Consider the following 23735-nt stretch of genomic DNA (forward strand, 5'->3'; position numbering starts at 1 on the left):
ATATAAGGCGTTTTTCGCCCCAGTTATTTCACCCTTGTTATCAATACCACGCACTCAACGTGTTGCGTCCACGGAAAAATACCCTTTCAAGAAAACATAAGAGTGATTTGTTATTCTAAAACGCTATTAATCTAATAAGTACTACGATTATTTCATTCTATCCTATGGTAACAATATAAGAAGAATGCACATTACCTACTTCATTAATAACATATTACCTCACAATCATCCTTCAAAAATTCATCAAGCCTCTCCCTAAACAATTTCATAATGAAGCTCAAAACAGTTCCAACCAGAACAGCTGAAATTATTGTTCCAGCCCCCACGCTTCCAAGGCCGTGAAGAACAGACAAGCATGTTATTCCTGAAATTAGCACCATAGAAGTATCGAATGCTACCTTTACCCTTGGAAATGCAATTCCAGTTTTTTGGGATACCGCTTGCATTGCACCTTCTCCAGCGAGTGGCACGATATCAGGTGGCAGATAAAGAAAAATCCCAAATGCAACAAATATTATGCTTATCAGCAAAAGTAAAAGACGTATTGCGTAATTTTCAGGTGTGGGTAAAAATGTCATTAAATGATTTGAAAAGGTAGTGAAATATCCGAAAATGACTGCCACAACTAGTTGAGACAGGTTTTTAATTTTGAAATCTTTTCGTAAAATTACAATTTGCATCAGTATAAGAATAATATGAAATAATATTGTGGCTTTTCCCATTTCAATACCTGCTATCAAAGTAATCGTATAGGGAATTGAGCTGACAGGTGATACTCCTAGATTTGATTTTATCGAAAAACCTATTCCTATTGTCATTAAAAAAAGTCCTAAAAGGTATGTAAGTAATCTTTTTGTCATATTGAATTTTCATATCCTCTCAATATATTTAATAATTTAAATATTTCTTAATTCTATAGAATTTTCGTTTTCATCATTTACTGCACAATTTATAAAGGTATTAGAACATAACGCTCCAATAACATAAACCATCTACCCTATTGGCAGTTATTAATGCTATTCTCCATCACTTTTACCATTAGCTTTTCAAAAACATCACGTTCTATATCACTAAAATTTTCCGTCATTTTATTATGCCATTCATTTTTTATCTTTAATATTTCAGGGTAAATAGCAACAGCCTTATCTGTTGGAAAAATGCTAAATGCACGCCTATCCTTTGGATTGACGTTTTTAGTGATAAATCCTTTGGTTTCTAGTTGAGATACTATTTTTGCTACTGTACTCTTATCAATAATCAATCGTTGAGATAATTCATCCTGTGTTTGACCTATATTTTCGCAAATACAGACGATAAACATATACTGTCCACTGCTAATTCCTAATTCTTTAAGCTTTTCTGTATAAAACATTTGTGTACGGCGATAAGTCACAGAAACAGACTTTGATAAATCCTTAATAAAATTCATCTCCATTATTAGTTTACTACGCAACTTTAATTTTAAAATAATAATCATCTCGTGTCAATAACTCACCTTAATAACAGTGTATCTAGTACCTACATATTGATGATTTTATTACAAAGCACCCTGCTAAAATAGTTGCATACACCTCTATTAACATCGACATGAAGATAATTTTGGCAACCCTAAGAATATATTATACAGTTCGCATAATCCTACTTCGGGGAACACATCAAAGTTGCTCACTAACTGGGTTGGGATTGAAATTGGGATCAGTTACACTGGATTTCCGAGGGGGGTGCATCTTTTAACGCTCCGGGTACAAAAAATAAGAAAGCACCGCCTTGCTCAATCTTCCCCAAAACGCTGAAAAGCCCAGCATTGCTGGACTTTTTATGTTCATTAATTGTATCAATTATTGAGTACTTATTTGCCTTGAGGATATAAAAAAGATGCCGCTTGAAGCTGGTGGGGCCCTGGCGACAGGGTAGATTCTAAACTCTATTTACTCTTTATAATTTTCATAATATCCGTTTATTCCCACAATCTCCGCTTCCATTTCTTTTAGATAGCATAATCCAAAAGAATGGCCTGTTTCCTCATTATACATCCGCGGTCATTGATTATTAACCAAAAGCATCCGGTCGTTATCCAAAGCCTTTTTCCCCTGTCGGGAAAACAGCTCCATCAGACTGGCAACCGTCATTTCAGATCGTTCCTGTCCGGAAATGTCGAGAATAATTTTGCCGCTGTCCATCATGATGGTCCGGGACCCGATCTTCAGGGCGGACTGGATGTTGTGGGTAATCATCATAGTTGTGATATTCTCCTGACTGACGATATCGCCCGTGATTTGCATAATCTTTTCGGACGAAGAAGGATCCAGGGCAGCCGTGTGCTCGTCGAGCAATAAAAGGCGTGGCTTGGCGATGGTGGCCATGAGCAAAGACAAAGCCTGACGCTGACCGCCGGAAAGCAGGCCGACTTTAGTTTTCAGGCGGTTTTCGAGTCCCATTTCCAACAGGGCAAGTCTTTCCCGAAATACCGCCGCATCCTGGCGGCTCACCCCCATACGCAGGCCGTTTCTTCGTTTGCGGTTATAGGCCAGCGCCAAGTTTTCTTCAATGGTCATATCCGGGGCCGTACCCTTGACAGGATTTTGGAACAAACGTCCGATTAAGGAAGCCCGCTTATACTCAGCCAAATATGTGATGTTATCTCCCTGCAGCAAAATTTTGCCCCGGTCCAGCCAGAAACTGCCGCCAATAGCGTTGAAAAGCGTGGATTTGCCAGCGCCGTTGGAACCGATGACAGTGACGAATTCACCTTCGGCCAGCGACAAATTTACATTATCCAGGGCGACATGCTCGTTTGACGTTCCCGGTAAAAAGGTTTTGCGCGCGTTTATAATCTCAAGCATCTTGCCGTAGCACCTTCTTTCGCATGCTTCTGAGCTGCAGGCGCTTTTTGGCAACGGGTACGGACAAAGCAGAAACGACAATTACCGCCGAGACAAGCCTGAGCATGTAAGCGGGGAAAATAGTCGATTGCAGCGCGGCGGCAATAATAAAACGGTAAAGCAGGGAGCCGAAGATCGCGGAAAACAGTCCCAAAGTCAAAGAACGTTTGCCGAAAATAGCCTCCCCGATAATGGCCGAAGCCAGGCCGACCACCATAATACCAATGCCAGAGCTGATGTCGGCATAGCCCTGATACTGGGCCAGCACCGCCCCTGACAGACCGACGCAGGCGTTGGATAAAGCCAGGGCGATGATTTTCATGGCGTTGAGATTAATCGAAGACGCCGTGACCATTTCTTCATTATTACCCGTAGCGCGAATACAGAGCCCCAGATGGGTCTTAAAAAACCAGATTAGGATCGCCGTGCAGACAAAACAGACCAGAAGAGGGATCAGTGTCTTGATCAGTTCCTTATCGGGTGACAGCCAGGCCAGCTGGTTAAAAATACTGGTGCTGCCGATCAAAGACAGGTTGGAGCGGCTGCCGAGGATATAGAGATTAAGGCTGTACAAGCCGCTCATGGTCAGGATTCCCGCCAGTATCGGGTGAATTTCCAGTTTGGTTTGCAAAAGCCCCGTAACGGCGCCTGCCGCCGCGCCGGCCGCAATCCCCAGCAGGATACCCAGAAAAGGGAATCCTGCCACCGTCAAAACAGCCGAGACCGACAGTCCTAGCGTGAAACTGCCGTCAGCGGTCAGGTCGGGAATATTCAGTATGCGGAAGGAGATATAGATGCCCAGCGCAAGCAGCCCGTAAATTAAGCCGAGTTGAGCCGAACCGATGAGTAAGGTCATAAATCATGCCTCCTGGGGAGCCTAAAGTAATCAAGTAATAATTATTCAAGTTTCGTTGCCAGCCGGAAGAAAATTGTGGCATCCGCCCGACCGGATGGGTTATTACGGGTAGGTTATTGAATGACCTTTGCTTTAGCCAGCTCATCCTGCGGAACAGTCACGCCGATGGCGTCCGCGGTGGTCTTGTTGATAACGGTGGTAAAATTGGAAACCGTGATCGCTGGAATCTTGGCAATAGCGGTGCCTTTCATAAATTGATCCGCCATACTGGCCGTAATAGCACCGATCGTGGAATCGTCGATACTGATTGTGGCAAAGGCGCCGGATTGCACCATGACCGCGGAGCTACCGTACACCGGAATCTTGGCGTTTTTAGCGATTTCAGCGACCTGGGGCATCGCGCTTTGCACCATACTGTCATTGGGGATAAAAAAGGCGTCAACTTTACCGACCAGGGACTCGGCCGCCTGCTGCACTTCAGAGGAAGAAGTGACAATGGCTTCTTTATACTTTAACCCGTTGTTATCCATATACTTCTTGGCGCTTTTAATCGTGCTCACGGAATTGACCTCGCCTGTGTTATAAATCAGGCCGTACGTGTGGCGACCGGGCGTCAGCTTATCGGAAAGCTTAAACATCTCATCGACGGGAATCGCGTTGGAAGTACCGGTGGCGTTTTTATCCGGCGTTTTCATATCAGTGATGACGCCGGCTGCCACAGGATTGGAAACCGAGATAAAAAATACCGGGATGCCGCTGTCCATATTGACGATGGCCTGAGTAGCAGGGGTTCCGATCGTGACAATAAAGTCTTTTTTCTGATCAACCATAGTTTGACAGATGGAATTGAGCGTACCCGTGTCGCCGTTGGCGCTTTTGTAGTCGAAAACCATTTTGTCTTCCGAGTAACCAAGAGAACGCATTTTGTTGATAAAACCCTCACGCATATCAGTAAAGGCGCCGTTATCGGCAAGCTGAATAATCCCGACCTGCGTGACCTTGGCTGCGGTATTGCCGTTTGCAGTATTGCTTGGAGTCGTGCCCGTGCCGCAGCCGGTAGCAACCAGCAGAAGGCTGATACCCAGGAGAATGGTAAGGAGAACGGTACTCATTTTTTTCATGTTTTTTCCTCTCTTTCTTTTCTTCTGTATTATCTTTTGTTGCTGGTACTCTTTTCCCGCCACACAGGTTCAAACAAATAAAAAAGTCTGTCCTGATACGGATAATCCGCAATCAAGGACAGACTGTTCGTCTGCGGTGCCACCTTGTTTGGTAATAAAATGATATTACCCAACTCAAAAGAGTACTAACATACTCTGTGCCTCATAACGCAGGCATTGCGTCGCACCCTACTGAAAAACTTAAGCTTTTGTTCAGTGCGCCCTCCGTAGCCCATTTGCCGTTCCGCTTTCTGCCGGACTTCCAGCCCCGCCGACTCTCTGTAAGTGCGCTTACGGTTTGATCTCTACATCAATGGTTTGAATTCACGATAGCATTCCCTTAATGGTTTGTCAAGAATTTTTTACTGATTTATCCCACGAATTACATAAAATTTGTTATTCCCTAAAAAAAAATTATGCATAAGTTTCTGAAAAACTTATTTGGCAAGGTTAATTCTCCGTAGTTTTAGCGTCTTTTAGATAAGAAACTGTATATCCGCCGTAGGGCATAACATAGACATCTTTGTCATTAAAGTCCGCTTCCCGAAGAAGATCGTCGATGTCGGCAAAGAACCGCACGCCCATGCCGTCCAGTGTTTCCGCCGGGATACGGGTAAGCATCAGGACTTCGACTTTGGCCATGGACTCGCAGGAAGCGTAGAAAATATAGCCGGCAATCGTGAAATCCCTGCGAAGATCTGCATCCAGCGTACCACAGCGGAGCGAATCGATCTAGTTGAAATAGGCGGGAGCGCCGCCGCCGTAGCCGGCCGTCAGGTGATGGATCGCGCAGCCGATTAAGATCACTTTTCGTCCCACGGCCAGGGAATTGGTTCCCTCGGACTAATCTTCCTGTCCAAGGGAACATGTCTTTTTTGCGCAAAAACACCATATATAGTGTTGTCATCACTATCTTAACGCTACATTTAGAGGGTGTGTTTTCTTTGCAGGAGAACTACTGTCTCAACTTGCACCGTATCTTAAAAAGATTTACTAATAGCACGTCATTCCTACTTATAATTACTTATAATACAGTAATACCATCGCGGTAGGCAATTCGTAGACAATGCCAACTGAATTAACCTTAAAAAAGCAGAACCCTGGCTCGACCACGCCAGGGTTCTGATTGAGGAAAAACGGGATATCACAATTATCAATACTACAACCAAAGATGTTTATGACGCTCTCCACTACACTATGACCCTGTCCAGTAAAGCGTGACAAAATGTCGGCAAATTGCCGGCGTTTTTTTCGTGATCAAGCAGCCTCTCACTCCTAACGTCCAGGAACCCATAATGTCCAGTCTATTATCAAAAAAGCCCCCTCAAAGTGAAGGGGACCTTAGCTTTTAACGCAATTGGACAATCTGGCATAGTATGTATTGCGGTTGCTGCCATATTGATCGCTTCCTCTCGATAAAGGTGGAGAGCTTGGTGCCCTGTGGAAGTTGTTTCTAAGGATGACCCCCGGGTAGATGGAAGAAGCTGTAAGGAGTGTGGCAGACATATTATCCCAAGCGTGGGCGGAAACGACAAGGACGAAGCAAGAAAATCTTAGGAAAGCCTTGAATTATACCCTGAACCACAAGAAATACTTTACCAACTTCTTGCTGGAGGGGAGTATTCCCTTATCCAATAATTTATCTGAAATTGCCGTGAAGCCCGTGGCAATCACAAGGAAGAACTCTTTGTTTTCCGATTCGGTGGAGGGAGCTAAAGCTTCAGCTATTAGGATGACGATTATTGTGATCTTATTTAATTATTATCGTCTCAACGTGTGATAGGGGGGGCTAAGGGCGAGGCACCGAAATTGATGTCAAAATCCTATTTCAAAACCCGCTAAAAGCCCGTAAAATAGCCATTTCTAGCATGTTCATATAAATACCATTTTCTATGCACAGCATAAATTTCAATCATACGGTTGAGATAGTGATATTGATGTCACCAAAACAACTAAAACTATTTCAGACCAAGTTTCTTTTCCTCAAGAATCTGTAATATTTCTCCATAAGAAAGTCCTGTTGTTTTTTGTGCATTTATTCCTTCTGAAATATTAACGGCACTAATAAGTTGATTATACTCTTCAATAAATTCTTTATAAATTCCACTCGAGTAAGAAAAGAATTTTTCTTGGTATTCTATCGGCCAAACACCTTTAGTTTCATGTCCAGTAAAAGGATCAATTAATTATGGAACGAGTGCGATATTCCATGGTGCTTCAAAAAGAAAAATATTTTTTGTCTTTCCGAAAATATGAGACACTTGATAATTAAACAGATTCGTATTTCGCTTGTATCCGGTTAACCGTGAAATGATTTTTTGAGGTTCAACACTATTAGTAGCATCCTTTTTAACATTCGTATTATTGAATATCCTTTTTTTAACTTCCTCCCAATTTTGTGCAACCAAATCTATTGGAGGCAGAATGGTTTCAGTTATTCCAAATTGATACATCTCATCTTTGTCGATATTAAACCTGGCCATAAATCGCACATATGAATCTAATATTATCACTACCTGGCAGGAGGGATTACTATTACTCTAGATTTTGGTTTTTCATTTTCCATAGTATCACCTTCGCCTTATGAACTTCTCGTTCTGATGATAAGTAGTCTAAATTGTTCAGCAATTAATTAATCAATAAGGTCATTTTGGAATCTTGAAAGATGCTCGTACGGAAGAATAAGTCTTCCACGGTAGAGGCCACAACCATCGTTAATAAGGGAATTATTCACTGCCGAAAACATATTTACATCCAATTTTGATAATTCAAGCTGCTGCAACATGATACCTCTTTCATAAGCATCATCAAAATAAATATTTTCTCCTTTGGGAATTGCATCTCGTTTAACTCTTTCACTTTCCTGTCGCTTTTCGTAACCTAAATGATTGGCAGGACCAATTTCAGCAAAATCGTCCATTTCTTTTGTACGAAGTTGTACCTCCACATAACAACGGGCAATGTTATCATAAAATGTTATATGCAGCGAACTATAGCCACTAGACTCTGGATTTGCAACGTAATCTCTATAGTATGGGCTTACGCTCTCTCTTAACAAGGGCGATTTTTTCTGACCCATAAATGAAGACAGTTCTGCGGTAAATCCGCGTTCCTCAAGGAAACCAAGCAACTTGTTGGCAACATCATATAGATATTTATTTTCTTCATCCGCGCAAATCTCACCTTCTTTTAAATGACATTTGGGAAGAGAAATCACGATTCTGTATGCAATTAGGTCCCGAAAACAGTTTAAATAGTTTTTCAGTTCAGGAAGAGACGGGTAATTGCCATGTTTAATATAATACTCGTAAATATATTCTACGATGTATCCGTTAAATTTTGCTTCCGCGCGTATCAGAGATTTAATTCGGCCCTTAAAAGTAAAGGCAAGAAAAGGATATTCATTTGCCATAAGTTTATAGAATTCCCGAATCCGCTGAGACTGCGAAGTCAGGAATTCGTTGTGCTGCAAAAGTTCCGCAATTTGAAGTAGAAAATTACAGTGCAAAAGATCAATCTGATTATGAGTTTCTTTCGCCGACTGTTTCAAATCCTCAGCATATCTCTGTAATATCTTAAGAACTGTATCGCCTGAGTATAAATAATCATTTAATTTTTTCATTATAATTTTCTGCCTCTGTTCAATTTTTCACAGAAGCACTTTCCTTCCTTTCCTAATGGATTACTATCACTTTAAGTTTTGGTTTATATTTTTCCATACTATCACCTTCGCCTTATGAACTTCTCGTTCTGATGATAAGTGGTCTAAATTGCATTTAAGCACATTTTTGACCTGCAAACCCTAAGAAAAAAGGCGTTGATTTACATGTTATCCAACCTGACCACACAACCCCGTTAAAATCCAAAAAACATCCAAATCGACCACTCACGAACACCCAACATCTATCCTGACCACTCGCTAAGCGCCGACATCTAAATCGCTCTCTCGCAAGGGTTTATGCCTATTTTGACATGTTCCCTCAAAGCAATAATTTCACGATTTTCAGACAGTGGCTTTGAACCCATAAATGTTTCAAGGCTTTTCACGGACTCACTTCTCAACCCTTGACATCAAGACAACCGTCTCAACGTGCACCGTCCAGGGAAACATATCCACCGGCTGCAACTCGGCCACCCGGTATCCCCCGCTCTGCAGTATCCCCAGGTCCCGTGCCAGCGTCCCTGGATCACAGGAGACATAAATAATCTGATCCGGTCCCAATTCCAGCAGTCTCTCCAGCACTCTCTTATGTGCTCCGGCCCGGGGCGGATCGAGAACCACAATATCCGGGCTGTCACTTATTTGCCTGAAAGTATCCTCTACTTTTCCGGCAATAAACTCCACATTATCAATTGCGTTTCGCCTGGCATTTTCCTGAGCATCTGCCACTGCGTAAGGATTTTCTTCGATTCCCCAAACCTTCTTAGCTTTGCCTGCTAAAGCTAAAGTAATCGTCCCGATTCCGCAGTAAAGATCCCAAACCACTTTCTCCGTTGAAAGCTTCGCCCAATCCAACACAGTATAATAAAGCCTGTGGGTCTGGCTGGGATTGACTTGCAAAAACGCCAAAGGTGAGATCTTGAACTCCGCTCCCAGCACATCCTCGTCGAAATCCCCTTGACCGGCCAGGCGCACCGGCACTCCTGAACTGTTAATACCCCAAACCCAGCGGATTAAACCAAGACATTCTCCCAACCTCTGTGCACCCGGCAGCAGAGGGGTATCGGCCAAAGACGCCTCCGGCAGAGCATCCATTATTAACATCCCTTCCCCCCGGGAATTTTCCCGAAAAGTAATGGAGGTCAGCGAAGGGTAAGATTCCTTATCCTGTTCGCCCAGAAATTCTTCCACTTCCCGGACCCAGCCATTCATCTCTTCACTGATCAAAAGACAATCCTCAAAGGGAACCGTCGCTTTGCTTTTTTCCTGGTAATAGCCCAGGCTCCCCTGTTCTTCCCAGTGCAGCCGGGCCTTATTGCGGTAGCGCCAGGGATAATAATCCATCCCAATGGTTGGATGTATCGTTACACTATCCAGGGATATTTTACCGATCCTGGCCAGAGCGTCTGCCACCCACTGCTTCTTCCAGACCAAAGTCTGCTCATACTTCAGGTGCTGCAGCTGACAGCCGCCGCAAACATTAAATACGCTGCAAGGTGGTTTGATCCTGTCTGGGGATGCTTTCAGGATCTCCAGCAATTTTCCCCGCTGCCAGTTCTTCTTCACTTCCACAATCTGAACCTGACCGATTTCTCCAGGCAGCAAGCCAGGCACAAAGGTAGCTTTGCCCTCATGATAGCCAACAGCCACCCCCTCTGAGGAAAGACGGAGGCCTTCCAATTTAATAACATTATTATTAACGCCGGCAGCGCTGCTTTTCTTATTAACCGGATACTTTGATTTCACAAATTTTTCCTCCCAAACCTATTCCAGTTCATTGTAAACTAAGGTGTCCCTCCTGTCCAACAGCATACCCACTGCAAAGCCCTAGGGACATGATAAAAAATTAAAGTACCCAGAAACACAAAATTCTGTTATACTTTTCTTATCTGAATATGAACCTTCGGGGCAAGGTGAAATTCCTTACCGGCGGTGATGATTGCCCGTGCAATTCAGCCCGCGACTCGGTGCAGCTATTAATGTTGCATTGACTGACTTGGTGAAATTCCAAGGCCGACGGTATAGTCCGGACGAGAGAAGGTAAAAACTAGGGGTTTGGCAAACTGCTTCCCTAGTTCCTCTTAGACGCCTCGTAAAAGAAATTATTTACGAGGTCTTTTTCATGTTAATAACTCTCTTTCTTTTGACATGAGAAGGTTCAATTCAAATACAGTATTAGGATATGGAGGGTTCGAACTTGATTCAAAACAAACAGCCATCTTCATTGGGTATCTGGTGGATCGCCCTTGGAGCTGCTATGTGGGGACTTGATGGTGTCTTTATCGTTTCACTGCTGCACAATCTGACATCCTCTGAGATTGTCTGGATGGAACACGTATTACTATTTTTCTTCGCTTTCCCGGTGCTTCTCCGGAAACGCCATGAACTCAAGCAGCTAAAACTTAATGACTGGTTGGCAGTCCTATTCATAGGCTGGGGAGGATCAGCTTTAGCCTCAGTCTTGTTTACAGCCGGATTTACTTACGGCAATCCTAACGTTGTGCTCATCTTACAAAAAATCCAGCCTCTATTTGCTGTACTCCTCGCCACATTAATACTAAAGGAGCGTTTGCGGAAAAACTACTGGAAATTATTCATTGCTGCACTCATCGGTGCCTACTTGCTCACCTTCGGACTGCACATTCCTTCAGCTGCCGGGAGTACTTCACAGCTCATTGGATCATTGTTTGCCATCGGAGCCGCTGCACTTTGGGGAGGATCCACCGTTATGGGCAAACACTTAGCGGGCAAAGTATCTTTTACTACTCTAACTGCTCTTCGCTTTGCTGTTGCTCTGCCCTTGTTGACCGTTATGGTATTAGCACAACACCCAGACTGGCAGAGTATGGGTAAAGCCCTTAGTTTGGCACCCGTTTGGGCTAACCTCCTATTTCAAACCCTCGTGCCAAGCCTTATAAGTCTATTGCTTTACTACCATGGGTTAGATGGAGTGAAAGCTTCTCATGCCACTATTGCTGAACTTGCCTTCCCTGCAACAGGCTTGCTTCTTAACTGGCTAATCTTACACCAGACCATTGACCTTGGGCAATGGATTGGCTTTACCATTGTCTGGCTGGCTGTACTGCAGTTATCCAGAATGAACAACAAACCAGATAAATTGGAGCTGTCCCTTGAATCATCATCTCCTCAACAAGCCGATTTGGCCAGCAAATAATCGATTCCATCTTATCTGTGTAACTTTTTATCTGACACAAGTTGAGGTAGGTTTAATACTTACCTCAACTTTTTTAATAACATATTTTAGTCGCCCCCTCAACTGCTTTGATAGTCGTGAAAGGGAAGGATATAATGTAATCGAAGCTGTATATGGCAAAAATGCTGTCAATTAAGCAGATGAAGATAACCTTAGAAAAGCATGTGAAATGGAGGAGATCAATATGAAAGAACAAACCCGCAGAAACTGCGAACAATTGATAGAAAACCGGAATCGGGTTAAATCCGTTTTCTCTTGGGATAACGGATTGCTTAATCTTGCCTGTGCCGGCATCTTTACAGCAAAGGGCAAGGCTGTAGATGAGTTGGTATTAGAAGATTGCAAGAACCTGCTCAAACAGAAAGTTGGCATATTCTCTAACTTTCGCAGCACCGCCCGGTCGCCAATTACTGCGATGCTGGCAACCAGCAGTAATCCGAAACAGACGTTGGAAAATGGTCTGTTGGTGTATCAGCTACTGAAGAAAGACTTCTGGACATCTAGCTATTTACCGCTAACTGCAATGATCATTGCACAGATGGCTCAACCATCCCAGTATGAGGAAATTGCATCAAGAACACGGACAATCTATGACCGGATGAAGAAAGAGCATCCCTTTCTGACATCCGGTGAAGACAGCACATTTTGTGCGCTCATGGCTCTATCAGAGAAGACAGATGATATGATGATTGAAGATGCTGAGCAATGCTATCATAACTTGAAGCCAAATTTCTTTTCCTCCAATGCTGTTCAGTCACTCAGCCATGTGTTGGCGCTCTGTGACAGCCGTGCTGATACGAAGTGCGAAAAAACGATGGAGCTTTTTGAAAAACTGAAAGCGGCGGGACATAAGTACGGAACGAACTATGAGCTGTCCACGCTGGGTGTCTTGGCAATGTCTGGCGGCAATTCGGATGAGATCGTTCAGGAAATTGATGAAATTGATGATTGGCTGTCACAGCAGAAAGGCTTCGGATTTTTCAGCAACATTACCCGTAAGCAAAGGCTGATGTACGCCGGAATTGTGACGCAGAGGGATTACCTAAATGAAGAGGCTATGCAGACCGCAGCGGTGAATGGTACAATTTCACTGATCGTAGCTCAGGAGGCCGCTATATATGCTGCAGTAGCGGCAAGCTCAGCAGCAGCGGGCAGCGCCACATCATCAAATTAATTATAAGCAACAAATTGTGCCAAAAAGTTATTCATTTGTCAGGTCACTTCAGGACTTGCTGACACAGGCAGCGAAAGCAATGCTCCTGTTATCCCCATCCCTTTCATGGCTTCCTCATCGATTTTCATATCCCAGGGCGGCAAAGAAGCTGCATTAGAATTATTTTTTCCAATCACATGATGATGTACATCTATAAAAAACACATGTATATTCCCTCCTTAAATTGTCGTTAAGCGAACACCTTGCCGCCAAACCGGCTGGATAAATAAGGTATCTGAAACATTTGATGTGGGGTCGTCCTTCACTAACAGCAAGTCGGCCCGGGCACCGTTCACAATCCGGCCGCGGTCAATAAGTCCAAAACGGCGGGCAGGAAGTGAAGTGGCCGCTTTTAACGCCTCAGTAGGTGTCAATCCAGCTTTCACCCGCAACTGCAGTTCATGGTGCAAACTTGCTCCGGGCACCATCCCGCCCACATCAGGTGTTGAAGAATCGGCCCCAGCCGAATATCCACACCCGCATCGTGGGATGCCTTCACAGTTTCCAACAGATATTCCATCTTTCCCTGGGGATAAGAATGGATGTGCTTATGGATAGCGTTTAACCACTCTTCACTTAATTTTGAGCGTACACCCTCATCCTTGGCGAAGTCAGACGTGTCACTGTCCCCTATGGTGGAAGCCCCAGCGACAATAGTAGGGCACACAAGCATAGCGGTATCATTTTTCTCCCTGGCGATTTCCATGGCTTTTTGATAAAATCATCGGAAGAATGGGCCTCGCTTGGCGATGGAAAACAATGACATCTCCGGGGTGAAGCTACCGAATTGCTTGAAAAAGAATTTATCCACTATGAGCCGGTCCTGAAGCCAAATTCCAACTAAAGCCTGTCCGATTCGACAATTTCCTCTTATCGAAATCAGGCTGGCTATGTTGGAATTTTCACTTATCAAAATCTTAATAAATTCTTATAAAGAACTTATTATTTTCTTATGTTGTTGTATACAGCTAAGGCATCGGTAATATTATACTGTTCCGAATAGTGATCTCCTTTTGCACCAGCTGAAATCAGAATATATTCTTGTTTACCCACTTTGGCGAGACTCGCGAGACATAGACCGGCCTCATCGGTATATCCGGTTTTTCCACCTAAGATTTCCCCATCAATAATGTTTTGATTGTTGAGGTCTTCAAACATGGTACTGTAAAAGGTTATCCCTCCAGGGTGCTTATTAGTGGGTTGTGTGAAATAACGGGATGAAGTAAAAATCTCCCGGAAAGTATCATTCTGCAAAGCATAGCTTAGAAGTATAGCCAGGTCTTTGACTGTTGTGTAGTGGTTTTTATTCTGAAGTCCAGTGGCATTTTCAAAATGGGTATTGTCCATACCCAGATCTGCCGCCTTTTGATTCATTATTTTTACGAAATTCTGCTCTGATCCCGCAATCTGATCAGAAAGTGCAATACAGCACTCCGCACCGCTCGGCAGCATTACTCCGTATAACAGATCGATTGCCATGACCTGCTCGCCCGGCCGGAAACCGGCCATTGATGCATCTGCCTCGTACAGCCCCTGAAACGTAGAATTGGTTAGTTTGATTTCTTCCTTCAGGTCAGGTAGATTTTCTATCGCCACAATGGCAGTCATCATTTTAGTCAAAGAAGCAGGGTAGATTTTTTCTTCGCTATTTTTTTGCATCAGGATGGTATGATCTATTAACCGGATCAGAATCGCATTAGGACTGTTCAGCTTATCGGAAGATGTAGAAACAGAGGGATCGGGTGTTATCTTTAAAGAAGAATATGACGAGGTTTTATCGTCATATTCTTTCTCAAAGATGTGCTGATATCCTGGAATAATGATGGATTTGTAAACAAAAGCAGCAATTCCAACCTTCAACAGAAATGCTACAAATACGCGTATTCCTGGCATTTTCTTTTTTACTTTTCGTGCCATAATAAAACAACTCCTTATTCTGTGCTGATATTACTTAACCACAGAACAAGGAGCTATGTTGGAATTCCATCTTATGAACTTCTTAAGATTTTCTTATAACGGAAGCTTTACTGTAAATGTAGTATTTTCCGGATTGCTTTCCACAGAGATTGTGCCATCGTGAGCCTTGACAATTTCTTGGGCGATTGCCAAACCCAGTCCTGCTCCACCGGTGTTAGTGGAACGTGCAGAATCTAATCGGTAAAACTTTTCAAAAATAGTTTCAAGCTTTGCCCGCGGGATTGGATTTCCCTGATTAGTAAACGTTATAACAATATTTTTGTCCTGCTGTGCAGCAGAAATGTCAATGACGTTGTTTTCATAGCTATAGGCTATCGCATTTTTCAGAATATTATTGAACACACGAGCCAGTTTGTCGGTATCTCCCCACAGTATTAAGCCGCCAGGTACATTGACGGACACCTGCTTTTCCTGGGGAGCCAGTATTGGATAGAATTCATCGGCCATCTGCTGGAGCATGAACAGTAAATTGATTTTTTCTTTATCCAAAACAATCGTTTGAAGATTAAATCTTGTGATCTCAAAAAACTCATTGATAAGCTGCTCTAATCGATAAGCTTTTTCCAAGGTAATACCGACATATTTTGCCTTCTGTTCAGGAGGCATATCAGGAGCTTCATCGAGAAGACTTAAGTATCCTATAACGGAGGTCAGAGGTGTCTTTATATCATGAGCCAAGTAAACGACTAAATCATTTTTGCGCTGCTCGGCATCAAGTGCGGCTTTCTTTTGTATTTCCAAGTTGTATTTTATCTGATTAAGCTTATTTTCCATAAAGTCCAATTCCGGTGATAGTGTAATTTCAGCATCGGATTCCTCAGCAAGTTTATCCATTCCAGCGCTGATTTCATCAAAATATTTTGTGAACCAAGAAACAGAAAATCGAAAAAGGATAACTAAAAACATTAGGATTACAACAAAAAGGATCATGTCCATATTGTTGCGAATCACCAACTGATAGATTGTCAGTGCGTCCGAATTTTCAAAATGAAAAGCGTAGACCAAAAATAGAACGATACGATCTCCGATCCGTCCACGCAGGATATAGCGCAATAGATAAACAGTCACAGTGGCGGCAACTGTAATCAGAAGCATTTGAAAAAATATTTTCCTTTTTAATTTTATATAATCATTCCTTCTTTTATCTCTCTTACTTTTCAATTTTATAGCCAATCCCCCATACCGTTTTGATATATTTAGGATGTTCCGCGCTGTCATGCATTTTCTCCCTTAAATGCCTGATATGAACCATTACTGTATTATTGCTATTGGTGAAATACTTATCTCCCCATACCTCATGGAACAATTCTTCCGAACTGACCACCCGTCCGCGATTAGAACTGAGAACCCAAAGAATAGAAAATTCTGTAGGAGTGAGAGATAGCCTTTTTTCATCCAGCGTACATTCATGGGTCTTCATGTCCAATACTAAGCCGGAAAAGGCAATCAAGTCTTCTTCCTGGTTTGATTCCGAAGTATTATATTTGATAAATCTCCGGAGCTGCGCCTTTACACGAGCAACGAGTTCCAAAGGGCGAAACGGTTTAGTGATATAGTCGTCCGCACCTAATGTCAGCCCGGTAATTTTATCGATTTCTTCTTCTTTAGCTGTCAGCATGATAACCGGAAAATTATGTTTTTCTCTAATTTTCTGGCAGAGCGTAAAGCCATCAATATCCGGCAGCATGACATCAAGTATTGCAAGCTCTAACTGTTCCGACTCAACACACCGGAACGCATCTTGACCGTTATAAAATTTGTATACTGTAAAACCTTCATTTCTTAAATAAACTTCAATTAGATCCGCAATGGACTGCTCATCGTCTACAATTAAAATATTGATGCTCATAAGTTCTATCCCTTCTTCCTGGATAAACACTCATCTTTATAGTACTGCAAACAAAAATTTATATTATAATAAATTCCTTATGAAAACCTTAAGGTTTTATTAATTAATATTTTAGTCTCAGTATATGGAAACGGTAATAGAGTAATAATACGAGCAAAAGTGTACCAACAAAAATAATAACTCTGTCTAATATTTTATTATTAATATACCTATTGCTCAAGCTATATAATTCTAATCCAAGAAAGCCTCCAACAGTATTTGTAATTACATCTGTTATGTCTGTCGCTCCAATAGCGAAGATAAATTGAATTAATTCGCAAGTAAGGCTAAAAACCAGTATTAAAGCAAACTTAGGTATAAATCCAACTTTTTTGAAATTGACATTCAAAAGCAAGCCAAAAGGTATAAAAATCATAACATTATCTATCATCTCTCCGAAATTAATTCTTCCATTTACATTTAAAGGAGCAAATGGATTCAAGTTAAGACTTCTATGATGATAATTAAATACTGAAAAAATATTGTATTGTAATTTGAATAACACTAACCAGATTAGTATCACTAAATATAAAGCTAGTAATCCTCTAGATAATATTTTCCCCATATAATCTCCTCTAATTCTTTTTTGTGAATTTTCTCCAGTTGATTAATTGCATTCTGTCATTGATATACAAAGTATACCTAAGATAATTATTGTTAAGACCTTTCTTATTATATCTAATCGCCTTTACTTTTTGTATTACATTTCAAATTGATGTAGAAGTAAAATCTAGTTTCCTTTCGTATGAGAGAAGCCCCCTTTCTGAAATTACGAAAGCCTATCCGATTCGATAACTTCATTCTATCGAAATGGGATAGGCTTTCTTTAAATAAGTACTTATAAATTTCTTAAGTTTTCCTTATGAATGCCTTATTTTTTAGGTATTTTCCATAAACCGTGAATGAATCAATGTTCTTCGAATTAATCTCAACGTGCCCTGGTCACGATAATATGAATATAAAAAAATATGTTTTCTTTGCAGGAGAACTACTGTCTCAATGTGCATCGTACGCTTAAAAATAGCTATATTTCATTAGTCATATTCCCGTTACTATGGAGTCCTGTCACGTTGAAAAAATATAACGGAAACACTCCATCTTGTGGGATGGTATGCCTAGGATTGCCACTATTCATGCACCAAGGATTAGACTTGACCAGAATAGCATAAACCTGAAACAAACTTCCTTTAGTAATTCATGTTTAAATTTTTATTTGCTAATTACATTCCTGTCAAGGACACTTATCAGCACGAAAAATATCCTAATATATTTGCAGTAGGAATTGCAGCTCATTACCAAGTTCCATTTAAAACTACCATCCCGCTGGGCATGCCAAAAACTGGATACCCAGCAGATGAAACAGCAAAAGCAGCTGCAGAAAACATTACTCGCTTAATCAATGGTCAATCGGATCTTAAAGAAGTTCCTATGGGCAAAATTCCAGGTTTATGTATTATGGACGCTGGTAAAAAAGAAGTCATTATACTTTCGAATAGCTTACTCAAACCGCGTAAATTTGAGGTGATGATTCCTAATCCCCTTTATGATGTCTCAAAGAGGGGATTCGAAAAATACTTCTTATGGAAAGTTCGTCATGGATACAGCTGGTTACCTTAGACCCTACCCCAATCTTCAAAAATAGTTTCATGCATTTTGAGTAGTACAGACTGGCGAAACCTTCACTATTTAACAAAGGATGGTAGATTTTTTCACTTATAACTAAAGCTTTTTGGAACCATCTTCATAGCAGGTAGTTTTCGTTTAGAAAACAAAAGTACCCTTCACCTTGTAGTGAAGGATACTTTTTTCTATCTTAGATTTTTACCAACAAAATTCAATTCTTATTAACCATGTGAATATCCATTTGAGGAAATGGAATATTAATTCCTTCATTATCAAATACCACTTTAACCTTCTCCATGATATCCCAATATATAGTCCAATAGTCTTCGTTATTACACCAGACTCTCACACTAAAATTAATGGAACTCTCGGCAAACTCACTTAAGAGAACTTGAGGGGCTGGGTCCTTCAGAGTTAAGGGATGTTCTAAGGCAATCCTGTTTAAGACTTCTTTGACTTTTTTAATATCATCTTCATAACCAACTCCAAATTGAAAATCTACTCTTCTAGTTGAGTTAGCCGAATAATTGATGGTACTGCTATTCGATAAATTTGAATTAGGTATGATCACCTTTTTATTATCCGGAGTATTAAGTAAGGTATAAAACACTTGAATTTCTTCCACCGTCCCGCTATGACCTGCAGCTTCGATATAATCCCCTGTCTTAAAGGGTTTCAGAACCAGAATAAGAATTCCACCAGCAAAGTTTGACAAACTGCCTTGTAAAGCCAAGCCGACTGCTAAGCCAGCTGAACCTATTATAGCAATAAAGGCTGTCATCTCAGCACCTAGCATTGATGCAATCGATACGATCAGTAATACATGTAAAGCAACTTTTATAATGGATACGAGAAATTTATGTAAAGATAAATCAACCCTCTTTTGTTCAAATGCTTTATTTAACAGATCAATAATTCTGTTAATAGCAAATCGGCCTAAAAGATAGACGACAATTGAAAGTAAAACCTTTCCAGAATACGTAATAATAATTGATTTTATAAGTTGAAAGCTCATATTAATCCCCCGCTTCGGTGGTTTTTTTGAAACAATATTTCCAGTCTTTCCTGAGTATTTCTTATATACTTCCTTTAACTAAAAGATTCTCTAACAATTATATATTTCCTGCATATTATCAGAAACAAAATTTTGTTAATTTCATTAAAGATAAATAGCCCATTAACTTTCTAGCAGTTCCTTACTTTTTTAACGAAAGGTAAGCTATTCTCTAAGGGGGGTTGAGTCTTTCAACGAAAAGGGTGCGGGAAATCAACCTGTGATTTTTTCTGAATCAATCTTCATTTCGATTAGGCAGGGCCGACTAATTGCTATTATACAATCGCTATTTGTGGCAAAGAAGCGGGGCTGAAAAATACACTTTTCCAGCCCCGCTTTGCTCTTTTTTACTTCCTACAGTTAAATACTCCTCCACCTGTACGTCACAAACTCAACACATGATACACCAAAAACGGAGCGGCTATCGACATATAAATGGCGGCAATGCCCATGGCCACCCCGGACATGGATCCCTGCACCGTTCCCTCGGCCAGAGCTGAGGCCGTCCCCTGACCGTGAGCCGTGGTACCGTAGGCCAACCCGCGCACCAGCGGGTTGTGCACTTTGAACAGATTGAGCAGAAGGGGCGTCAGAAAGGTCCCAATCATGCCGGTAACAATCACGAAAACCGAGGTCAGCGTGGGATCGCCGTTTAAGATCCCGGAGACGCTGACGGCAATGGGCACGGTCACGGATTTGGGCACTAAGGATGTGACAATGAGCTTATCCAGCCCCAGAAATTCCGCCACCCAAACGGTGGTGACGATATTAGCCGTGGTTCCCACCGCAATTCCGCCCAGCACCGGCAGGATATTCCGACCTAGGATCTCCCGGTTCCGGTAAAGGGGGAGGGCCAAAGCCACGGTGGCCGGCCCCAACAGATAGGTCAAAATATTCCTGGCCTCCTGATACTGGCTCACCGTAACCCCGGAAAGCCAAAAGACAGCGATGATCAGGGCAGTGCTCAGGAACACCACATTCAGCAACGGGTTGGGGTAAAGCTTATAAATGAAGCGGCTAAAGATATAAGCACCTAAAGTAACAGCCATCGTCAGAAGCACTAGCAGCAGATTCATTTAAACTCCTCCTTTGGGCGCACGCAGCCGGACCAGCAAGCTGGTCACTGAATTCATAACCACCACGCATACTGTCGTGCCCATAACGATCGACACTAAAAGCTGGGCTCCGCTTAACCGGAACAGACCTATCCACTGCATCAGTCCAACGGCAATGGGAATAAAGAAAAAGGCTAGATGTTTGAGCAAAAAATCCGCTCCTTCCTCGATCCAGTGGATCTGAACCACCCCCGTCAGCAGTAGCAAAAAAAGGATCAGCATGCCCAAAACATTGCCCGGCACCGGGAGATGGCTTAGCTTCGCCAGCCAGTTTCCCAATTGATAGATTGCCCAAAGCAAGGCAATCTGCGCAATAAAACGTAACCCCTGCCTCATGAACTATCACCTCTTTCTCTTTCTAGAAATAATTGTATAGTCCCAACTTGTATTTGTAAAATAGATAGTCATCATCCTATCTATGGATGTAATAGATATATGAAAAATTTTTTTAACTTGAACAATCAGAATACCGAACCCCAGACAAAAGGAGCCTTACGCCAGGCGTAACGCTCCTTCTTTACAAACATTTAAAAACCCTTATAAATTATTGTTCCGATACTCATATCCGTTTTGATCATTCAACCAGGTCCCGATTATCGTCATACTTTTGACTGACCACCCAATCGGCTAACCTTCAATAATATGTTTTTCCTTAGAGCCAGTCAACTTTTGGCAAAGAATCCGGTTACGAACTGCAGCCATAAATTAGCCGCATGGGACATGGACCGCCCCCGTTTCCAGATGATGAACATCTGGTGAATTATCTGCGGGTTGGTCACCGGGATCACCACAAAGCGGCGGGGGTCCAGTTCTCGGCAGGCGGCCCCCGGCAGGAAGGCGATGCCCAAATCGGCGGCCACCATCTGGGTCATCAGTTCAAACTGGGAAGTCTCAAAAATAATGTTAGGCGCAAAGCCTTCATTTTTGCACTTGCTGATAATCTCATCATGCAGGCTGAATTCACTGCTGTATAAGACAAAAGGTTCACCGGCCAGAGAGCGGAGATCCAGGGATGCCGCTTTGCTAAGTGGATTCTGGGCGGAAACGATAACATACAGCGGATCTTCGGCAAAAGCAAAGGAATCAAAATACCGGCTGTCCGGCACACTGCAGACCACCCCCACATCCAGGGTTCCGTCCAGAATATCCAGGATGACCTTTTTCGACCCGTGCTCGGAAAGACTGATTCCGATTTGCGGGTATTTCTTCTTAAATTCCCCCAGCAATTCAGCAAACAGGGTGGTGCCGGTAATGGGCAGCAGGCCGATGGAGATTTTGCCCCGTTCCAGTTTAAGGCGGTTTTGAAATTCGCCGGTGAGGTTGGCAAACTTGGTTACGATCTCCTGAGCCTGGTCTAGAAAGACTGCCCCGGTATCCGTCAATTGCACGTATTTGGAGGTCCGGTTAAAGAGCGGAGTACCCAGTTCCCTTTCCAGATCTTTGATCAGCTTGCTGATGGTGGATTGGGTCACGTGACATTTTTCCGCAGCCTTGCTGAAACTCTTCTGGTGAGCCACTTCTACAAAATACTCCAAATGTTTGATTTCCATGGTCACACCTCCAAAACCCTACCCAAGGCTACCCATCTTTACCCCAGATTATAATGAACAAGCAGAAATGATGCAAGCTCCTTGCCGCCTGAACTTGATTTATCAGTAACCGGAATTGCTGCAGCAACTGCAGCCAATAAAGAACCATCAGAGCACCTCGTCACGATAGATACATAAAAATACGTCCTCCAGGTTCGACGTGACCTGCCGTGCTGCTCCGGGATATTCCGCATCACAGGCAAACCGCACCAAGGTGCGACCGCCCTCCTGCCGCTGTGTCAAGAGAAGATATAGCTGTGTGACAGTTTCAATCTCCCATTAAGTCGTAACTTTTGGGCTGCGGCGAAATTCAAACAGGGATTCGGCCCTCGCCAAGGGTGGACCTGACGTTATAATGTTCATATTTGGTTCTTCCATCTTATTCCCCCAAAACCCTGAAGCCAGCTGATACCAAGCTATTCCCGCTCTATCAAGACTACTGTCTCCACGTGGGTTGATGTTTATGTTTTGAATGTCATTGAAGTAACGTCAACAGCAATTTAAGATTGTTGTTTATACTTGTAGTTTATCTTTGCGACTCCCCATGTTATTTATCCTAAATTTAAATATCGTAGCGACTTCTCTATACAATTGTAATATTATATTGATTAAAGATTGGTCTTGTCGCGACTTAATTATTTCTTCTTTTGTAGTATTATCAAATTTTGTTGTTAATTTCATTGAATTAATCCCCGATCTAAAAGCATTTACTATACTCTCTGCATCTAAATCAAGGAAACGAGCATAAGAACGTAAAAAACCTACCGTGTAAACACCACCAGGAAGAACGCAGAAGTCTCCCTCTTCCAAAGCTTGCAAGTATTTGCTGGGGATTTTGGTAATTTCCTCAATCTCTTTCAGCTCCAATCCTTTAGTTTCTCTTGCCATACGTAACTGTTGTTCAATTATATCCATATCTCAACCTCCTGTAAGTCTAGTATCGGCATTCTGTCGAAGTATGTGCTTTAAATGGAGTATCATTATCCCAATCCTGAATAAATTTAGAATATAAAAAACTAACGAAGATATTTAGTCCCGGCGGGGGCTCTAATTCTTTCTCCCAAAAGCAAAGAAATACTAAATTCTTCCTAATTGGCTTGTTTAAGGGGGGTTTTGTGGATATTATCTTTTAAAGTCAGACGAATTTTCAATTTTTGAGGATAATATTCCGATCTTTCTATCACTTCAATCGTAAGATTTTGCGGTAAAATCCCAAGCTTAGGCGCCCATTCTGTTCTTATTTCTTCTAGCGATTTTCCTTGAACGACATATTCCAACATCTCTAACACCTCACTTTTTAATCCTATATATGGAGAACTATCCAACCTCCTTAGGCATATGGTATTTATAACGTTGGGGGGTGTATTATTTCAAAGATTCACTCTATTTACGGTAAATTATTGTTATTAATTATACAAAGGGATTGTTTTAATTAATATAGGGCATTAGTCACAGTGAAATGCTATACAGACCTACTCTTCAAATAAATATGAGACCCCATCA

26 protein-coding genes, 1 pseudogene and 1 riboswitch are annotated in these 23735 nt (G+C 42.1%); of the genes and pseudogenes, 4 read left to right on the forward strand and 23 right to left on the reverse strand.

Annotation, left to right across the window (positions count from 1 at the left end; translation table 11 throughout):
- Positions 1 to 203: 203 nt before the first annotated feature.
- The 6 genes from DESOR_RS18615 to DESOR_RS29465 all read right to left on the reverse strand — a co-directional run bounded on the left by DESOR_RS18615 (position 204) and on the right by DESOR_RS29465 (position 5519).
- Positions 204 to 860: a YczE/YyaS/YitT family protein gene (locus tag DESOR_RS18615; protein ID WP_014186129.1), complete on the reverse strand. Its 657-nt coding sequence runs from the start codon at positions 858 to 860 to the stop codon at positions 204 to 206.
- A gap of 137 nt (positions 861 to 997) precedes the next feature.
- Positions 998 to 1477, reverse strand: coding sequence for a MarR family winged helix-turn-helix transcriptional regulator (locus DESOR_RS18620; protein ID WP_014186130.1), 480 nt, complete (start codon positions 1475 to 1477; stop codon positions 998 to 1000).
- Between the two features lie 562 nt (positions 1478 to 2039).
- On the reverse strand, positions 2040 to 2843 hold the full coding sequence (locus tag DESOR_RS18625) for an ABC transporter ATP-binding protein (protein WP_014186131.1): 804 nt from the start codon (positions 2841 to 2843) through the stop codon (positions 2040 to 2042).
- Positions 2836 to 3738 carry an ABC transporter permease gene (locus DESOR_RS18630; RefSeq protein WP_014186132.1) on the reverse strand — a complete coding sequence of 301 codons (903 nt, stop codon included), beginning with the start codon at positions 3736 to 3738 and terminating at the stop codon, positions 2836 to 2838. The genes DESOR_RS18625 and DESOR_RS18630 overlap by 8 nt, the downstream gene beginning before the upstream one ends.
- A 113-nt stretch (positions 3739 to 3851) precedes the next feature.
- Complete coding sequence (locus DESOR_RS18635; protein WP_014186133.1) at positions 3852 to 4859, reverse strand: ABC transporter substrate-binding protein; 1008 nt, start codon at positions 4857 to 4859, stop codon at positions 3852 to 3854.
- A 489-nt stretch (positions 4860 to 5348) separates the two neighbouring features.
- Positions 5349 to 5519 carry a hypothetical protein gene (locus DESOR_RS29465; protein ID WP_158309052.1) on the reverse strand — a complete coding sequence of 57 codons (171 nt, stop codon included), beginning with the start codon at positions 5517 to 5519 and terminating at the stop codon, positions 5349 to 5351.
- 895 nt (positions 5520 to 6414) lie between these two features.
- Between DESOR_RS29465 and DESOR_RS18645 the strand changes: the two are divergent.
- A pseudogene (locus tag DESOR_RS18645) lies at positions 6415 to 6642 on the forward strand (IS66 family transposase); the annotation flags it as partial.
- Between the two features lie 442 nt (positions 6643 to 7084).
- Here the strand turns inward: DESOR_RS18645 and DESOR_RS27490 are convergent.
- The 3 genes from DESOR_RS27490 to rlmD all read right to left on the reverse strand — a co-directional run bounded on the left by DESOR_RS27490 (position 7085) and on the right by rlmD (position 10305).
- Positions 7085 to 7381, reverse strand: coding sequence for a hypothetical protein (locus tag DESOR_RS27490; RefSeq protein ID WP_014186135.1), 297 nt, complete (start codon positions 7379 to 7381; stop codon positions 7085 to 7087).
- A gap of 149 nt (positions 7382 to 7530) precedes the next feature.
- A complete protein-coding gene (locus tag DESOR_RS18655) occupies positions 7531 to 8520 on the reverse strand; it encodes a nucleotidyltransferase family protein (RefSeq protein WP_014186136.1) in 990 nt (329 codons plus the stop codon).
- A gap of 429 nt (positions 8521 to 8949) precedes the next feature.
- A complete protein-coding gene (rlmD, locus tag DESOR_RS18660) occupies positions 8950 to 10305 on the reverse strand; it encodes a 23S rRNA (uracil(1939)-C(5))-methyltransferase RlmD (protein WP_014186137.1) in 1356 nt (451 codons plus the stop codon).
- A 149-nt stretch (positions 10306 to 10454) separates the two neighbouring features.
- A riboswitch (FMN riboswitch) is annotated at positions 10455 to 10605 on the forward strand.
- Positions 10606 to 10756: 151 nt separating this feature from the next.
- Here rlmD and DESOR_RS18665 point away from each other — a divergent pair.
- Positions 10757 to 11734 (forward strand): DMT family transporter, encoded by a 978-nt coding sequence (locus DESOR_RS18665; RefSeq protein ID WP_014186138.1) that lies wholly within the window; start codon positions 10757 to 10759, stop codon positions 11732 to 11734.
- Positions 11735 to 11957: 223 nt separating this feature from the next.
- Positions 11958 to 12947, forward strand: a complete 990-nt coding sequence (locus DESOR_RS18670) for a DUF4003 family protein (protein WP_014186140.1) — start codon at positions 11958 to 11960, stop codon at positions 12945 to 12947.
- 38 nt (positions 12948 to 12985) lie between these two features.
- Here the strand turns inward: DESOR_RS18670 and DESOR_RS28275 are convergent, their stop codons facing one another.
- The 7 genes from DESOR_RS28275 to vanZ-A all read right to left on the reverse strand — a co-directional run bounded on the left by DESOR_RS28275 (position 12986) and on the right by vanZ-A (position 17416).
- A complete protein-coding gene (locus tag DESOR_RS28275; protein WP_014186141.1) occupies positions 12986 to 13150 on the reverse strand; it encodes a hypothetical protein in 165 nt (54 codons plus the stop codon).
- 15 nt (positions 13151 to 13165) lie between these two features.
- Entirely contained in the window at positions 13166 to 13372 is a 207-nt protein-coding gene (locus DESOR_RS30410) for an amidohydrolase family protein (RefSeq protein ID WP_242832358.1), read from the reverse strand.
- Positions 13369 to 13692, reverse strand: a complete 324-nt coding sequence (locus DESOR_RS30415) for a hypothetical protein (RefSeq protein ID WP_242832359.1) — start codon at positions 13690 to 13692, stop codon at positions 13369 to 13371. Before DESOR_RS30415 ends, DESOR_RS30410 begins: the two co-directional genes overlap by 4 nt.
- 236 nt (positions 13693 to 13928) lie before the next feature.
- A complete protein-coding gene (locus DESOR_RS18680) occupies positions 13929 to 14903 on the reverse strand; it encodes a D-alanyl-D-alanine carboxypeptidase family protein (RefSeq protein ID WP_014186142.1) in 975 nt (324 codons plus the stop codon).
- Between the two features lie 93 nt (positions 14904 to 14996).
- On the reverse strand, positions 14997 to 16136 hold the full coding sequence (gene vanS / locus DESOR_RS18685; protein WP_427854248.1) for a vancomycin resistance histidine kinase VanS: 1140 nt from the start codon (positions 16134 to 16136) through the stop codon (positions 14997 to 14999).
- Complete coding sequence (gene vanR, locus DESOR_RS18690; RefSeq protein ID WP_014186144.1) at positions 16114 to 16812, reverse strand: VanR-ABDEGLN family response regulator transcription factor; 699 nt, start codon at positions 16810 to 16812, stop codon at positions 16114 to 16116. Before vanR ends, vanS begins: the two co-directional genes overlap by 23 nt.
- Before the next feature lie 103 nt (positions 16813 to 16915).
- The gene (gene vanZ-A / locus DESOR_RS18695; RefSeq protein ID WP_014186145.1) at positions 16916 to 17416 is read right to left on the reverse strand and encodes a glycopeptide resistance protein VanZ-A; all 501 of its coding nucleotides are present in this window, start codon (positions 17414 to 17416) and stop codon (positions 16916 to 16918) included.
- A gap of 632 nt (positions 17417 to 18048) precedes the next feature.
- Here vanZ-A and DESOR_RS18700 point away from each other — a divergent pair.
- Positions 18049 to 18468 (forward strand): NAD(P)/FAD-dependent oxidoreductase, encoded by a 420-nt coding sequence (locus DESOR_RS18700; RefSeq protein ID WP_042331409.1) that lies wholly within the window; start codon positions 18049 to 18051, stop codon positions 18466 to 18468.
- A 217-nt stretch (positions 18469 to 18685) separates the two neighbouring features.
- Here DESOR_RS18700 and DESOR_RS18705 read toward each other — a convergent pair whose 3' ends face one another.
- From DESOR_RS18705 to DESOR_RS18735, 7 genes are all read right to left on the reverse strand, one after another.
- Entirely contained in the window at positions 18686 to 19489 is an 804-nt protein-coding gene (locus DESOR_RS18705) for a mechanosensitive ion channel family protein (protein ID WP_014186146.1), read from the reverse strand.
- A 422-nt stretch (positions 19490 to 19911) separates the two neighbouring features.
- Positions 19912 to 20604 carry an LrgB family protein gene (locus DESOR_RS18710; protein ID WP_014186147.1) on the reverse strand — a complete coding sequence of 231 codons (693 nt, stop codon included), beginning with the start codon at positions 20602 to 20604 and terminating at the stop codon, positions 19912 to 19914.
- Positions 20605 to 20979, reverse strand: a complete 375-nt coding sequence (locus tag DESOR_RS18715) for a CidA/LrgA family protein (RefSeq protein ID WP_014186148.1) — start codon at positions 20977 to 20979, stop codon at positions 20605 to 20607.
- 326 nt (positions 20980 to 21305) lie between these two features.
- Entirely contained in the window at positions 21306 to 22193 is an 888-nt protein-coding gene (locus DESOR_RS18720) for a LysR family transcriptional regulator (protein ID WP_014186149.1), read from the reverse strand.
- A gap of 38 nt (positions 22194 to 22231) precedes the next feature.
- Positions 22232 to 22429 (reverse strand): hypothetical protein, encoded by a 198-nt coding sequence (locus DESOR_RS18725; RefSeq protein ID WP_148265295.1) that lies wholly within the window; start codon positions 22427 to 22429, stop codon positions 22232 to 22234.
- A gap of 316 nt (positions 22430 to 22745) precedes the next feature.
- Positions 22746 to 23147: a helix-turn-helix domain-containing protein gene (locus tag DESOR_RS18730; RefSeq protein WP_014186150.1), complete on the reverse strand. Its 402-nt coding sequence runs from the start codon at positions 23145 to 23147 to the stop codon at positions 22746 to 22748.
- Between the two features lie 173 nt (positions 23148 to 23320).
- Positions 23321 to 23557, reverse strand: a complete 237-nt coding sequence (locus DESOR_RS18735) for a hypothetical protein (RefSeq protein ID WP_148265296.1) — start codon at positions 23555 to 23557, stop codon at positions 23321 to 23323.
- Positions 23558 to 23735: the final 178 nt, after the last annotated feature.

Origin of the sequence: Desulfosporosinus orientis DSM 765 (assembly GCF_000235605.1) — a bacterium.
GTDB lineage: Bacteria > Bacillota > Desulfitobacteriia > Desulfitobacteriales > Desulfitobacteriaceae > Desulfosporosinus > Desulfosporosinus orientis.

What these genes read in the sequence shown, in the direction of transcription:
- DESOR_RS18615 (WP_014186129.1), bottom strand. Translation starts at nt 860, where the DNA reads ATGACAAAAAGATTACTTACATACCTTTTAGGACTTTTTTTAATGACA.
- DESOR_RS18620 (WP_014186130.1), bottom strand. Translation starts at nt 1,477, where the DNA reads ATGATTATTATTTTAAAATTAAAGTTGCGTAGTAAACTAATAATGGAG.
- DESOR_RS18625 (WP_014186131.1), bottom strand. Translation starts at nt 2,843, where the DNA reads ATGCTTGAGATTATAAACGCGCGCAAAACCTTTTTACCGGGAACGTCA.
- DESOR_RS18630 (WP_014186132.1), bottom strand. Translation starts at nt 3,738, where the DNA reads ATGACCTTACTCATCGGTTCGGCTCAACTCGGCTTAATTTACGGGCTG.
- DESOR_RS18635 (WP_014186133.1), bottom strand. Translation starts at nt 4,859, where the DNA reads ATGAAAAAAATGAGTACCGTTCTCCTTACCATTCTCCTGGGTATCAGC.
- DESOR_RS29465 (WP_158309052.1), bottom strand. Translation starts at nt 5,519, where the DNA reads ATGCTTACCCGTATCCCGGCGGAAACACTGGACGGCATGGGCGTGCGG.
- DESOR_RS27490 (WP_014186135.1), bottom strand. Translation starts at nt 7,381, where the DNA reads ATGGCCAGGTTTAATATCGACAAAGATGAGATGTATCAATTTGGAATA.
- DESOR_RS18655 (WP_014186136.1), bottom strand. Translation starts at nt 8,520, where the DNA reads ATGAAAAAATTAAATGATTATTTATACTCAGGCGATACAGTTCTTAAG.
- DESOR_RS18670 (WP_014186140.1), top strand. Translation starts at nt 11,958, where the DNA reads ATGAAAGAACAAACCCGCAGAAACTGCGAACAATTGATAGAAAACCGG.
- DESOR_RS30415 (WP_242832359.1), bottom strand. Translation starts at nt 13,692, where the DNA reads ATGGAAATCGCCAGGGAGAAAAATGATACCGCTATGCTTGTGTGCCCT.
- DESOR_RS18680 (WP_014186142.1), bottom strand. Translation starts at nt 14,903, where the DNA reads ATGGCACGAAAAGTAAAAAAGAAAATGCCAGGAATACGCGTATTTGTA.
- vanR (WP_014186144.1), bottom strand. Translation starts at nt 16,812, where the DNA reads ATGAGCATCAATATTTTAATTGTAGACGATGAGCAGTCCATTGCGGAT.
- vanZ-A (WP_014186145.1), bottom strand. Translation starts at nt 17,416, where the DNA reads ATGGGGAAAATATTATCTAGAGGATTACTAGCTTTATATTTAGTGATA.
- DESOR_RS18700 (WP_042331409.1), top strand. Translation starts at nt 18,049, where the DNA reads ATGTTTAAATTTTTATTTGCTAATTACATTCCTGTCAAGGACACTTAT.
- DESOR_RS18705 (WP_014186146.1), bottom strand. Translation starts at nt 19,489, where the DNA reads ATGAGCTTTCAACTTATAAAATCAATTATTATTACGTATTCTGGAAAG.
- DESOR_RS18710 (WP_014186147.1), bottom strand. Translation starts at nt 20,604, where the DNA reads ATGAATCTGCTGCTAGTGCTTCTGACGATGGCTGTTACTTTAGGTGCT.
- DESOR_RS18715 (WP_014186148.1), bottom strand. Translation starts at nt 20,979, where the DNA reads ATGAGGCAGGGGTTACGTTTTATTGCGCAGATTGCCTTGCTTTGGGCA.
- DESOR_RS18720 (WP_014186149.1), bottom strand. Translation starts at nt 22,193, where the DNA reads ATGGAAATCAAACATTTGGAGTATTTTGTAGAAGTGGCTCACCAGAAG.
- DESOR_RS18730 (WP_014186150.1), bottom strand. Translation starts at nt 23,147, where the DNA reads ATGGATATAATTGAACAACAGTTACGTATGGCAAGAGAAACTAAAGGA.